The sequence below is a fragment of the Sulfurovum sp. genome, from assembly GCF_015493435.1.
Classification (GTDB): domain Bacteria; phylum Campylobacterota; class Campylobacteria; order Campylobacterales; family Sulfurovaceae; genus Sulfurovum.
The window spans coordinates 1-12,244 of the sequence record NZ_WGDD01000044.1; the positions used below are offsets into that span (position 1 = coordinate 1).

Here is a 12,244-nt window from a genome sequence, read left to right on the forward strand (position 1 = left end):
CAACCTGGTTGCCGTTCTCGTCATAAATGTAGACAATGTCGTAATGTCTTTCTGTTTCTCCTCTCACTGTAACAGTAAGGCTTTGGGCACCGGTAATGGAAAGCACCTGGCTGATATCTGCATTGTTGCTGTAGGCACCGGTGGTCCAGGTCGTTACATCGTCAGGATCGGGAGTGGGTGTAGGACTCGGCGTTGCTGTCGGGGTCGGACTCGGTGTGGCCGTTGGAGCTGGGGTCGGTGTCGGAGTTGGAGTTGGAGTCGGACTTGGGGTCGGAGTCGGTGTTGGTGTCGGACTTGGGGTACCGCCACCATTCTCATTGTCTGCGATTAGAGCATTGTTGATGTTCAGTCTTCCTCCTGTAGCCACTTTCCCATCCAATGACGGTATCACATCTACTGTCGAAAGCAGGGTATTTACTCTATAGGATACGCTTGTATCTGGATCGTTGGCTGCCAGCAGAGCAACAGCACCTGCCACATGGGGTGTAGCCATGGAAGTTCCATTCCATGTTGCATAACTGTTTCCCGGAACAGTACTGGTAATAGCTACGCCCGGAGCTGCAATATCGACAGTCGTTTCCCCATAGTCAGAGAAGTCAGCCAAAGCATCATTTCTGTCTGTAGCTGCAACTGCAATAATATTGTCCAGGTTGTAATTGGCAGGGTAAAAACTGTTGCTGTCATTATCGGAACCGCTATTCCCTGCAGCGGCACAAAAAACAACCCCTTTGTTGCCAAGGTTTTCAATGGCATCTTTCATCGTACTGCTGTATCCGCCTCCACCATAGCTGGCATTGACGGCAACGACATTCACACCCTGATCAATTTTGTCGGCAATGAAGTTCATTCCCTGCAGAATATCACTATCATATCCGTAACCGTCTGGACGAAAGACTTTTACTGCCATAATGGAAACTTGCTGTGAAACGCCTACCACACCAAGATCGTTGTCAGCCACGGCACCAATGGTACCGGCAACATGCGTTCCATGAAGAAGATGATCGTTTCCGCTTTCCGGCTTAGGATCGTTGTCATCATTCCCGTCGGCGTCACTGGCAAAATCCCAGCCGTGATGCGGTGCACCGTAGGCAGACCCGTCCCACATGTTGGCAGCAAGGTCAGGGTGGGTATAGTCTACTCCAGTGTCCACTACTGCAACCACGACTGAATGTGAACCGGTTTGAAGCCCCCACGCTTCTTTTGCATCGATGTCGGCATCGGGCGTACCCCCGTTCTGACCGGTATTGTTCATTGCCCACAGGGTACCGTTGGTATAGTACGGATCATTTGGTACTACTGTGAGATGCCTGATATAGTTCGGTGAAACACTCTCCACAGAATCCATTTGGCTTAAAATATTGATAAGGTCTTCGGTTGAATAAATACCCGATTTGATGAACATTGCTGAGAAACGGGCAAAACTTTTCTGGATGAACTGGTTTTGTCCCAGCAGGTTTCTGATAAGATCGATCGTATTGGTGCTGTTGACCTGAGATCTGTTCTTAAAATGCACCAATACTTCACCTGGTGCATACTCGGCCATTGATGCCGGTGTGTTAAACGTAGCCTGTGGACCTCCCGCAAACAGCAATGTGGAAAACAACACTGCAAATGATGCAAAAAGGGCAAGAAATTTGTTGCTGAACTTTGGTTTCATAGTTAAAACGCTCCTTTGGTAAATAAAGCCTCTTTAATAGATAGGGCAATATTATATATATTTTATAGTTTATTTATTGAATTTATTCTTAAACCAGAAATTTTCAAATTTTGAAAAATATGCATCAATGAAGAATGCGAAAATAATGCATGTGTCCCTATGTCAGAGATGATGTCTGGTAGAGTTTGATAAGATTCATGTAGAACTGCTCTTCGCTCTGCTGCTCGAGGAGACCTGAACCCGGCATCAGCGAGTAGTAGAGTTCCTGAAGATTCTCAAAGCGTTCCGGGAAGAGCGCGGCGAGAATGTTTGCGGAAACTTCTTTTCGTACCAGGATCGGAGGGGGGATCACACCGCTCTGGATGAGCTTCATGATGGATTGCGAATGGTAATGGACATGGTGGTGCTGCCCGTGCGGACAGGTTTGTGTGCTGACAAGGGTTTTGCAGGTATCGCAGTAGACATACTCATCGACCGTTTTAATGTCAATGTCGATATTTTTGCAGTGGTCAAACACAGTACTCAAACGGTTTTTGTCGTAGTAGAGCCCGAGACCGCCGTGGTTTTTGCCGACGACAAGCTGGTTGCAGCCGTAATTTTTTGCCAAAAGGGCATCGAGTATCAATTCGTTGAAACCGGCAAAAATATAGGAATTCTCAAAAGGAATAATGATGACTTTGCTTCTGGGCAGGAAGTTGTCTACAAATGTGTTGAGTGCGTTATAGCGGATGTCATACCTTAAGCCTTCGGAGGTAAACGGCTTTCGCAGGAAGATCACGAGAAGATCGGCATCGCTGATGGCCTGGCGTATCATTCTTTCATGTGCACGGTTGAAGGGATTGGCAGCGAGCATCATGGAGCTGATGAATTTGGCACCGGTTTTGGTAATGATGTTCCTGATACGTTTAATGTTGTCGGTGACAAGAGGATACTCTACCGTGTATTCGCCGCTTACGGCAATGTCTCCGAGACGCGACATGGTATTTTTGACACCGGGATGGGCAGGGTCGCTGGTACCGTAAATGTTGTAAAGACGTTTCTCCGGATCGATAGTGAACGTTTCGTCAACAATGAGTTCACCCACCTTTTTGTCATAATTGACAAGGTTTACCGTTTCCCCTTTTTTCAGGGAAAGAAGCACTTTTCTGTTGCGTTTTCCTGTAGGTGCCAAAATAAAGGCAAAGGGAAAAGGTACCCCTTTGTAGAACTTGGATGCATCTACTTCTGCAGCTTCCTTTTCCCCCATGAGTCTGACGACAGGAGAGATGAGCCCCGCTCTGACAAGGGCGAGTGCGGAAAGGGCTTCAGTATCGATGTAGAGTGATTTGTTTTGCATGACAGGCCTTTTTTAGATGCTATTTCTTTTTAAATAAACCATACTTTTTACGTTTTTCCCAGAGACTTTTGCGGGAAATACCCAGTTTTTTGGAAAGTTCCGTATCGGGAAATTTGTACTGGAAACTGTTGACGATGAATTTGACATAGTCATCGATGGTTAGGATTTCATTCTGGTCGTAGAGTTTTGAATCGGTGCTGAGCGTGATGGTGGGAAATGCTGTTTCAAGCTCGGAAGTAGTGCATAGAATGAAGTCGTAGTTTTTCAGCAGGGACAAAAGTTTTTCCCTGTCTGCTTTTTTAAGCAGATGGATCTCTGTAATGTAGAGCAGTGACTTGTCACTGGCATTCTCTATCTTTTCTTTCCATTCTTTGTTTCCCAGCGGCACAAAGGTGAGCGGCTTGTTTCTGGCGTGGACGAACGCGAAGACAAGTTTGTCGACCAGGCGCTGGTAGTTGGTCTGAATGACCAGAGGGTAGGTCAGTTTTTCCGGATCGTAATCGACTTTAATCTCCTGCAGGAGGTTTTCCATGTATTCATGGTAGAGCCGTGTCTTTTTCCTGAGGTCCTGGTATTCCTGATAGTGCTCTATCTTTCGCAGAAGCTCTTCGATCATGAAGGGTTTGACGATGTAGTCTTTTGCACCGAGTTTCAGCGGTTCGCCTACGGTATCGTTGTTGATGTAGCTGACCATGAGAATGATGATCTTGTCTTTGAACTTTGTAATGAGGGGGGAAGTATTCTGCCCGGGAAGGTTGGTGGAAAGGAGATAGACATCTCCCCTGCTGTGCATTGCTTCTTTGATGGAACTGTATATCTCTGTCTCAAAACCGTTTTCGACCAGTTTGCCGGCAATACTCTGCGCCAGATAGAGTTCATTTTCTACGATAATAATTTTCATCTTTTTTTCCCATTCATAAAGTTTTCCAGTTGACATAGTTTAAATTTGCCACTGCATGTACGGTCACACCTTCTTTGCGCCCGACAAAGCCGAGTTTTTCGGCAGTGGTCGCTTTGATGTTGACCCGGCAGCTTCTGATACCGAGCAGTGAAGCGAGACGTGTTCTCATTTGTGTTTTGTAAGGCAGCAGGCGCGGTGCCTGAGCAAGAATCGTCAAGTCGACATTGCCGATCTCAAAGCCGTGTGACGTAAGCTTTCGGACAGTATCTTTCAGCAGTTCGGAAGAGTCTGCACCGGCATAGCGTTCATCGGTATCGGGATAAAGTTCGCCTATATCTCCCATGCCGGCTGCACCAAGCAGCGCATCGATGAGTGCATGGATGGCAACATCACCGTCACTGTGCGCCTTGAAGCCGTAGTCCACATCGATCTTCACCCCGCAGAGGTACATGGTTTTGCCCGTTTCAAAAGGATGGATATCCAAACCGAAACCGGTCAGTGTACGGGCTGAAGGTACCTGAAGACAGGATAGTTTGCTAAGGTCCTCAAGCGTGGTCAGTTTATGGGCTTCGTTGGAACCTTCGACAAAATGCACCTTCTCTCCCAGGGAAGCGACGGCAGAACTGTCATCGGTAAACAGCTTATCCGTTTCCAGTGCTGTTTTGAGTGTTTTTGTAACACTGAGCTGCGGTGTCTGTATGATCCGTACTTCTTCCCTGTTGAGGGGCCTCTCTCCAAGATAGAGTGTATCGGTAACAGGCAGTACGGGTACAATGCATCCCGCTTTACCTTTTGCTTTCAGAATACGCCGGATCATCGCTTCGGGGACACAGCACCTGGCAATATCGGAGACAAGTACATAGGGTGATGTAACAGCAGCAAGCGCGTTTTTGAGAGATGCCTGTCTGCTGTCCCCGCCCTGTACATAGGTATGGTCTGCAAAGTGTTTCATCAGGGAAATATCTTCTTCGGAGGAGACGATAATAATGTCGGCAAAAGCGCCCATGGCTTCAAAGCGTTCAGCAACAGCCAGCCAGAGGGGTACTTCGCCGCTGTAAAGCCATTGTTTCTTGACACCGCATTTAAAACGCGATGAGCTGCCGGCACCGAGCAGTATCAAAGTAATATCAGACACAAAAAACCTCACTGTGTATCAAAATGTAACGGATTATACTCCTATGAAGCTTGTACCCTGATTATGAGCCGGAGGAAGGCGGAAACACTAATTTGGATAAATTTACTCCTATTTGTATCTTTTTCAATATATTTTAAGATTTGGGTGGTATAACTCTCTCATACAATCTCAATAAGCAGGAGTCATAACGATGACACAGGAAAATGTATTAGACGCATTGAAAAATGTAACCTATCCGGGATTTACGAAAGATATCGTAACGTTCGGATTTGTAAAAGATATAAAGATAGACGGTAAGAATGTCTCTTTGACGGTAGATATTACTTCTTCGGCAGATGAAGTGAAAGCACAAATTACAGAAGAAGCGACAACAGAGCTTAAAAAACTCGGTTTCGAGAACATTACTGTCAATGTGCTTGCTCCGCAGGCCCCCAAGCAAATGTCAAACTCTGTCAGCGGCAAGAACATCGCACCGCATGTAAAGAATTTTGTTATGGTAAGTTCAGGAAAAGGCGGGGTCGGCAAGTCGACGACTTCGGTAAACCTCGCTATCGCTATGGCAATGCAGGGTAAAAAAGTCGGCCTTCTCGATGCCGATATTTACGGGCCTAACATCCCGCGTATGATGGGTGTCGCCGACCAGAAGCCTGAAATTCAGGGGAACAAAGTCCTTCCTATGAAAGCGTACGGTGTGGAAGTAATGTCCATGGGTTCACTGATGGAGCCGGGACAGTCGCTTATCTGGAGAGGTTCGATGATCATGAAGGCCATTGAGCAGTTTCTTAGAGACATTCTCTGGTCAGAACTCGATGTACTGGTCATCGATATGCCTCCGGGAACAGGTGATGCACAGCTGACACTGGCACAGTCTGTTCCGGTTACAGCGGGAATTACCGTTACAACACCGCAGGAAGTTTCTTTGGATGACAGCAGAAGATCACTCGATATGTTCCAGAAGCTGCACATTCCGACGGCGGGTATCATTGAGAATATGAGCGGATTTATCTGTCCTTCCTGTCATACCGAGTCAGATATTTTCGGGATGGGTACAACAGAACCGGTAGCCAAAGAGTATGATACGCATGTGATCGCGCGTATTCCTATAGAGCCTGAGATCAGAGTAGGCGGGGACACGGGTATGCCTGTGACTTACCATAAACCTGACTCTGAAACAGCGAAACGCTACCAGGCGGCTGCAACTGACCTTCTTGCATTCATAGACAAAGTCAATGCAGAAGGCGGTGCGGATAATCAGGCGATCCAGCCTACCACACCTCCGGGTGTGAGTGCGTGCAGCGTATAGAGCTGCCTTATGCCGGCATTGTGCCGGGTGTACGTATTCCCTATTTTTCCTTATCGGCCTCTTCAATATTGATCAGTGTTTCCCAATCTCTCGGTTTTTTCAGAATACAAATAACTTTGGAATAGATCCAGTTTCTCGGAACAGCGCCGAAAAAACGGCTATCTGCCGAATTGTCCCTGTAGTCTCCCAGCATATAGTAATGGTCGTCCTGTACAGTTGTAACGGGCAGTTTGGTCAATACAGAAGGTACAATAAGCCTCCAGTTGTGCACGACATCATAATATTTTTCATACGGATCTTTCAGGAAATAGCCTTCTTTGGTTTGAACCACTTCAAGGTCATGTGACAGACCCAGTGCTTTCGTTTTGTCCGAGTTACCGTCTATCTGCAGGTAGAAAGAACGTTTTTTTTGAAAAAACCTGTCTCCCGGCAGTGCTGCACAGCGTTTGATGTAAAGCCTGCCTTTGGGGTCAAGCGGATGTTTGATGACAAGCATATCTCCCCGTTTGATAGTATGAAAAAGGCGGTAGGTCAGTACAAAGTCACCTTCGACAAGACTGTAGTTCATACTGGTCCCGTCTATTTTGTAGAAACGCAGTGTATAAAAAAGAATGGCTGCAGTCAAGAGTACGGCAACGGATACAAGAATTTTTTTCATAGAAATATTATATCCCGTTCCTTTGAATTTTTACTTTTTAGCTTTTCTGGTGTATACTTCCGCACCTCATAATAAAATCTACTTCCAACGGTCCTACCGTTGACGTCGGGGTGTAGCGCAGTCTGGCTAGCGTGCTATCTTGGGGTGATAGAGGTCGCAGGTTCAAGTCCTGTCACTCCGACCATATATACGGGCTTTAAGCGATACTGTCAGTGGAATTGTCAGTAAAAAGTCGTATACTACGATCTATTTTTAAATGTTCACCTTTAATAAACTTTCCATAGTTCTGTACAATCATTTGTGTTGAATTGTGTCCTGCAAGTTGTGCAATCTCCAAAATACTCAAATCGCTCTTTTTTAATAATGAAACAATAAACGTATGACGAGTGGCATAGATTTTTCTATACCTAATTTTGCATTCTTGCAAAAGATCACGCCATTGCTTTTGACGGTTACCAGCAAAAGCTTTTAATGGTTGGCCATTATCAGTATGAAATATCCATAATGACTTTGGCAACTTATTTAGGTAAGGTATAAGATCATCTAAAATTGGTACTTCCCTAATACTTGTTTTTGTTTTAGGAGTAGTGATCTTACCCTTTGTAATGTTTCTTCGGACATATAGCACTCGATTTGTTAGATCAATATCGGAATACATAAGTCCCAATATTTCTCCAGTGCGCAAACCGGTATAAAATGCAATAGCAAGATAAAGCTTCATCCAGTTATTAGCTTTAGATAAAATCATTTTTACTTCATTCGGAGAAAATGGTTCTATATCTTTTTTTATGTGTACTGGCAACTTTATACTTTTTGCTGCATTGTCTTTAATATGCTCATGTTCGATTGCAATGTTAATGACCCCTCGAATATCTATCAAATATTCTTTAACAGTTTTTGGAGTGTTGATCTCCAAACGGTTGTTAACCCATAATTTTATGTCAGATCGTTTGATCTGGGCAATATTCATAGGGCCAAACTGCTCATTGATCTTGGCGACCTTATTGATGATTTGAGGATAAGACTTTAAATAACTCTTATCTTTCAAATATTGTTTACTATAATAAGCAAAGGTTTTAGGTTTATCCTTGCCAATCTCACCTAAGAGTATTTTTCTTTGAAGTTCTGGTATAACTTCTTTTTTGATCAATCCTCTATTTTTAGGCGTATCCTTTAAACGGGTACTTTTTTGTATGATCTTTCCATTTGCTTCATACTCTAAATACAGTTTCCCATTGGATCGCCTGAACATTCTTACCATTGTGTTGTCCTTTCCAGTAGACAACGGGCAATATTATGATACCAAATCAAGAATATTTTTTGCTTTATCTGATACATTCTTATTTTCCACCCATTCAATTACTTTGGAAACTTTCCAGTCTGTTCGTCTTTCTTTTGAGAAATAATGAATATTTTCAAAGAAAAATACACCCCTGTTTTTTAACAGATAATCTTTAGAATAACCGATCATTTTAGCCATATCATTGGTTTTCAAATAAAGTGCCTTATCTTTCATGCAATCCCCCTATGTTTTTCTAAAGTATAATTCTCATTTTTCATATAGATCAGCTCTTCACCCTCAAATATTTCTGCAATTTTGTTTAAATCATCTACTGGGCTAAATACTCTAATACGTCCATCTTTACGCAGTTTGGTTAATGCCCTTAAAGAATAACGGTGATGCAGTAACCTGTATAGATAAAGTGGGGCAAGTGTTCGGCTAGTGCTAAAGCGAGTAACCCGATGATGTGAGTACCAGGCATTAAGGTACCTATCTTTTTTACTTAGTTTGTCAGACTTTGACTTGGGAAGTGTTTTATTGATGTACTTCATCACGTAAGCTACTGCATTACGTAAATTATTTTGTATGTCATTACCTTTTTGCGGAAATAGTCTTCTAAATGCAGAAATAACACGTTTTACACTTTCCTTGGGTACATAGTAAAGTATGTGTGTATGTGGTGTACCGCTTTGGTGTGGTTCATTGACTCTAAAATACATACGGTTGTCTTTTCCGATATTACGTAAGGCTCTATCATTCCTAAGGCGTGCAAATCGTTTTGTGAGTGCCTTAACGGCTTCACGTGGTGATGTTCCATCAAATTTAGGATTAATGATTAGTTTTTTGTTTACCAGTTTAAAAGGATGATATTCACTAGGTAGTGTGATAGTCATAAAGATAGGCACAAGCCCTTTACGTTCTGCTTCACCAGTAAGTGTATTTACCCTGTTTTGTACTTCAGAGTAATATCTGTGAGGGGAATGGTTGGCAGATATGACCAGATCTCTAAGAGGTATCATGTTGGCAGTTTGTTTGTCATACAGGATACTAAGATTTAAAAATCTTCTTTGCAGCATTAACTTTGTCTCGTTTAGTTCTAACTGTTTTTTTGTTAGACCGTAGTAAATGATCTTTTTTTCTGAATGATTATTCCAAATTTGTTTTTTAAACGCTATGCGATTAATATTGCTTTGGATTTGTGTATAATCTTTCTGATATTCTGCGAAGTTGTACACAACTTCTTTATAAGTAGTCAAGGAGGGAGTAAAACTCCCTCTAAGAGCTACTCTGCGTGCCTGTGGGTTCGTCCTACAGCGTCCTACCCCCACGGTACTCAATCCACTCTTAGGAGTTATTGTTATTCCTTGCATGATTAATTCTTTTCAATATAATCATGTTCGATTTTACACTCAATAGCATCAAGTTCGTCTAACGCAGCATATATAATCTTTTGGATGCTGCCACCCAAATAATTGCTTTCACCAGTTGCTTCTATTGCAGTTAGAACGCTCAGTGTAGTCCTTACTTCTTCAAAAGCATCGGATAGATGCTGTATCTCTTCTGCTTTGTTTTGTATTTTTTGGCTATAATTCATTTTGTTACCTCCTAAGGGTAATAGGGGTTTGGAGAGAACACGGCAATGACACTCCAAACTCTAATTCTCATAACGTACCTGACGCACTATCGTTTGTCTACGTTTAGTTTGCCTTTGCATCCGCAAAGTTTGCCTAATCCGTCCATGTACTTGTTACAACAACTATCAACATCATCAATATTTCTACAGTATGACTATGCAACTCCATAGAACGTGACTTTTTCTTTAGACATATAGTTGCACTTGATCTGCACCATTTGCCCTTCTTTACCTTTGTACTTTGATATAAGTTCCGTAGGTACACTTACGTCTAGTAGCTCGTTTTTAATCTCATCATTTTTGAGTTTCTGCTCTACCATGAGTTGTACTACGAATTTACCTTTAGTTACCTCTCCAGTCTCTTTACTGGTAAAGTCTGGCTTTAGATAGCCACCGAACATTTTTCCTTCAATTGTTACTGTCATTTTGCACCTCTCCTTTGAAGTTCTGCTGTAATCGCTTTTACTTTTGCATATAGGATTTCTTCTTCAAAATGCATATCATACGTCACGCCATTTGTAGCTTCAACTGTGTCAACACCTTTATGAATCGCTTCTTTGATACTATCAAGAGAATCTTTTGCTTTTGATAATTCTTCGAGTAGTTGCATTGTGCCCAGTTCATCTAATTCGCCATTCAAGGCACTTTCTAAAATAGATGAGCATAAAGCATTCAATGAAACATTGTTCTGGTCTGCTAACTTTTGTAGTTTCTCTTTGATCTCGACAGATACCTTTAGGCTAATAGCCACCTTTTCAGCTTCTTGAGCTTGTGCCTTTTTGATTGCGTTATTGATTAACATAATCACTCCTTTTTTGAATTTGATATGTATACAGTTCTGTATACAATATAAATTATAATAGTATTTATATTATAAATACCTTATAGAATACAATAAAGAATACTAAAAGTAATTTTTGTCAGTGAAATTGTCAGTGGAAATAGCCCGTTATCTACTGACAGTTAATTATTTTTGATTGTATATGTATGGTAATAAAGCCCATTTAATGGGCTTTTTCGTAAGTTTTAAAAGTTTATTTATCCGGTTCAAGTCCTGTCACTCCGACCACTTGTAAAGTCCTATATACTAGGCATTCTCATTAATTTACTTTCGCAGAAAATTATAATTTAATAAACATCCACTCTTTCTTAGGTAAAACTTGAAAGCCCATATCTTTATAAACAAATTGAAGTCTGTCATTATCAGGAAGTAAGACCAAATATCTTAATCCTACTTGATTCTGGATCTCTTTTGCTATCTCTATGGCAAATTCAATCAAGTAGGTTGATATTTTAGAATTATCAAGATTTTCCAAACATACACCTCTATAAGGTCCGCTTACAAAAATATAATCAACTTGGAGAGAAGGGAAAGTATCTATAGAACTGACAGAGAGTGCGATAAACCCAAAAGTTTTATCCCCATCTCTTAAAAGATACAATACTGTTCCGTTTTTTTGAACCCTTTTACAAATATCTTCTATAAAGGGTTTTCTCTTTGTGCATTGTCTAAATTTGTTGATAGGGTCAACTTAGATAAGATACCAATGGATAAACGATAGCTGGCATTTGAAGCATTATACTTTTTGAGTTCTAACAATATTAAACGATCTTATATTTTCTGGAAGTTGCTTTTTTTACAAGCTTATGATTCACAGAAGCATTTTCAAGGATTTTCTTTTCATCCTTCGTTAGCCTAACTGGTGGTGCTACATAAACAACTTGTTTATCTTTAATAATTAAAGCCATATCAACACTCCTTTTTAAATAATATTATTATAATATAGCAAAATAATGATTATTTTGATTGATGGGAAAGGGGACAAACAACTTGGAACCACCACTTAGGTTTTCCGCTTGGGCTTGTTTGCAATCCCTTTTCACAACGAAATAATTGTATCTAATAAGTTTTTTAAAGTCAAGATGTCCGTTTTTATTCACTTACATAAGTAGGTGAAAAAACTGTCAGTGCAATTGTCAGTAAAACCCTCAAAAACAGCCGTTATCTGCTGACACAAATTTTGTATTTTTTGTTTATACTATCACAAATGACGGTATAGCTTTGTTTCTGGTTTTTTTACTGAAATTACTTAACAGGTTTCAAGTCCTGTCACTCCGACCACTTGAAAAGTCCCATGAGATGGGAACTTCGCACATTCATCTATCTTTTCAGTCTTCACTTTTTTATCTAATGGGCACCTCTAATAACCCCTTATTTTCCAAGGCTATTAAGCTCCCACTGATTTTTTTAAATTTTCTCTCCAAACTTTTCATCTATTTTGATAAAAAATTGAATGAATCTTACTTTTTTGCAGTAAAATTCACTCAATTCTTCTTCA

At 41.4% G+C, this 12,244-nt stretch carries 14 protein-coding genes and 1 tRNA gene; 2 read left to right on the forward strand and 13 right to left on the reverse strand.

The features are described from left to right. From F8L24_RS07525 to F8L24_RS07540, 4 genes are all read right to left on the reverse strand, one after another. Positions 1-1,657 (reverse strand): S8 family peptidase (locus F8L24_RS07525; protein ID WP_294953973.1); only part of this gene is annotated, 1,657 nt, incomplete at its 3' end. Positions 1,658-1,814: 157 nt separating this feature from the next. Then, the gene (locus F8L24_RS07530) at positions 1,815-2,993 is read right to left on the reverse strand and encodes a sulfate adenylyltransferase (RefSeq protein WP_294953976.1); all 1,179 of its coding nucleotides are present in this window, start codon (positions 2,991-2,993) and stop codon (positions 1,815-1,817) included. 19 nt (positions 2,994-3,012) lie between these two features. After that, the gene (locus F8L24_RS07535) at positions 3,013-3,894 is read right to left on the reverse strand and encodes a response regulator (RefSeq protein ID WP_294953978.1); all 882 of its coding nucleotides are present in this window, start codon (positions 3,892-3,894) and stop codon (positions 3,013-3,015) included. A gap of 13 nt (positions 3,895-3,907) precedes the next feature. Then, complete coding sequence (locus tag F8L24_RS07540; RefSeq protein ID WP_294953981.1) at positions 3,908-5,029, reverse strand: bifunctional 2-C-methyl-D-erythritol 4-phosphate cytidylyltransferase/2-C-methyl-D-erythritol 2,4-cyclodiphosphate synthase; 1,122 nt, start codon at positions 5,027-5,029, stop codon at positions 3,908-3,910. Between the two features lie 190 nt (positions 5,030-5,219). On the opposite strand from F8L24_RS07540, the gene F8L24_RS07545 reads away from it, so the two are divergent. Then, the gene (locus tag F8L24_RS07545; RefSeq protein ID WP_294953984.1) at positions 5,220-6,332 is read left to right on the forward strand and encodes an Mrp/NBP35 family ATP-binding protein; all 1,113 of its coding nucleotides are present in this window, start codon (positions 5,220-5,222) and stop codon (positions 6,330-6,332) included. 40 nt (positions 6,333-6,372) lie between these two features. Here the strand turns inward: F8L24_RS07545 and lepB are convergent, their stop codons facing one another. Continuing rightward, positions 6,373-6,990 (reverse strand): signal peptidase I, encoded by a 618-nt coding sequence (lepB, locus tag F8L24_RS07550; RefSeq protein WP_294953987.1) that lies wholly within the window; start codon positions 6,988-6,990, stop codon positions 6,373-6,375. 106 nt (positions 6,991-7,096) lie between these two features. On the opposite strand from lepB, the gene F8L24_RS07555 reads away from it, so the two are divergent. Continuing rightward, a tRNA-Pro gene (locus F8L24_RS07555) sits at positions 7,097-7,174 on the forward strand. A 12-nt stretch (positions 7,175-7,186) separates the two neighbouring features. On the opposite strand, the gene F8L24_RS07560 is transcribed toward F8L24_RS07555, so the two are convergent. The 8 genes from F8L24_RS07560 to F8L24_RS07595 all read right to left on the reverse strand — a co-directional run bounded on the left by F8L24_RS07560 (position 7,187) and on the right by F8L24_RS07595 (position 11,654). Further along, positions 7,187-8,251 carry a site-specific integrase gene (locus F8L24_RS07560; RefSeq protein WP_294953990.1) on the reverse strand — a complete coding sequence of 355 codons (1,065 nt, stop codon included), beginning with the start codon at positions 8,249-8,251 and terminating at the stop codon, positions 7,187-7,189. Positions 8,252-8,284: 33 nt separating this feature from the next. Then, positions 8,285-8,506: a hypothetical protein gene (locus tag F8L24_RS07565; protein WP_294953993.1), complete on the reverse strand. Its 222-nt coding sequence runs from the start codon at positions 8,504-8,506 to the stop codon at positions 8,285-8,287. Beyond that, entirely contained in the window at positions 8,503-9,642 is a 1,140-nt protein-coding gene (locus tag F8L24_RS07570; RefSeq protein ID WP_294953996.1) for a replication endonuclease, read from the reverse strand. The genes F8L24_RS07565 and F8L24_RS07570 overlap by 4 nt, the downstream gene beginning before the upstream one ends. 2 nt (positions 9,643-9,644) lie before the next feature. Then, positions 9,645-9,866 (reverse strand): hypothetical protein, encoded by a 222-nt coding sequence (locus F8L24_RS07575; RefSeq protein WP_294954017.1) that lies wholly within the window; start codon positions 9,864-9,866, stop codon positions 9,645-9,647. A 194-nt stretch (positions 9,867-10,060) separates the two neighbouring features. Beyond that, complete coding sequence (locus F8L24_RS07580) at positions 10,061-10,330, reverse strand: hypothetical protein (protein ID WP_294954020.1); 270 nt, start codon at positions 10,328-10,330, stop codon at positions 10,061-10,063. After that, the gene (locus F8L24_RS07585) at positions 10,327-10,707 is read right to left on the reverse strand and encodes a hypothetical protein (RefSeq protein ID WP_294954022.1); all 381 of its coding nucleotides are present in this window, start codon (positions 10,705-10,707) and stop codon (positions 10,327-10,329) included. The genes F8L24_RS07580 and F8L24_RS07585 overlap by 4 nt, the downstream gene beginning before the upstream one ends. 319 nt (positions 10,708-11,026) lie before the next feature. Continuing rightward, a complete protein-coding gene (locus F8L24_RS07590) occupies positions 11,027-11,347 on the reverse strand; it encodes a hypothetical protein (RefSeq protein WP_294954025.1) in 321 nt (106 codons plus the stop codon). Between the two features lie 160 nt (positions 11,348-11,507). Beyond that, the gene (locus F8L24_RS07595) at positions 11,508-11,654 is read right to left on the reverse strand and encodes a hypothetical protein (RefSeq protein ID WP_294954028.1); all 147 of its coding nucleotides are present in this window, start codon (positions 11,652-11,654) and stop codon (positions 11,508-11,510) included. Positions 11,655-12,244 lie beyond the last annotated feature (590 nt).

What these genes read in the sequence shown, in the direction of transcription:
- F8L24_RS07530 (WP_294953976.1), bottom strand. Translation starts at nt 2,993, where the DNA reads ATGCAAAACAAATCACTCTACATCGATACTGAAGCCCTTTCCGCACTC.
- F8L24_RS07535 (WP_294953978.1), bottom strand. Translation starts at nt 3,894, where the DNA reads ATGAAAATTATTATCGTAGAAAATGAACTCTATCTGGCGCAGAGTATT.
- F8L24_RS07545 (WP_294953984.1), top strand. Translation starts at nt 5,220, where the DNA reads ATGACACAGGAAAATGTATTAGACGCATTGAAAAATGTAACCTATCCG.
- lepB (WP_294953987.1), bottom strand. Translation starts at nt 6,990, where the DNA reads ATGAAAAAAATTCTTGTATCCGTTGCCGTACTCTTGACTGCAGCCATT.
- F8L24_RS07560 (WP_294953990.1), bottom strand. Translation starts at nt 8,251, where the DNA reads ATGGTAAGAATGTTCAGGCGATCCAATGGGAAACTGTATTTAGAGTAT.
- F8L24_RS07565 (WP_294953993.1), bottom strand. Translation starts at nt 8,506, where the DNA reads ATGAAAGATAAGGCACTTTATTTGAAAACCAATGATATGGCTAAAATG.
- F8L24_RS07570 (WP_294953996.1), bottom strand. Translation starts at nt 9,642, where the DNA reads ATGCAAGGAATAACAATAACTCCTAAGAGTGGATTGAGTACCGTGGGG.
- F8L24_RS07575 (WP_294954017.1), bottom strand. Translation starts at nt 9,866, where the DNA reads ATGAATTATAGCCAAAAAATACAAAACAAAGCAGAAGAGATACAGCAT.
- F8L24_RS07580 (WP_294954020.1), bottom strand. Translation starts at nt 10,330, where the DNA reads ATGACAGTAACAATTGAAGGAAAAATGTTCGGTGGCTATCTAAAGCCA.
- F8L24_RS07585 (WP_294954022.1), bottom strand. Translation starts at nt 10,707, where the DNA reads ATGTTAATCAATAACGCAATCAAAAAGGCACAAGCTCAAGAAGCTGAA.
- F8L24_RS07595 (WP_294954028.1), bottom strand. Translation starts at nt 11,654, where the DNA reads ATGGCTTTAATTATTAAAGATAAACAAGTTGTTTATGTAGCACCACCA.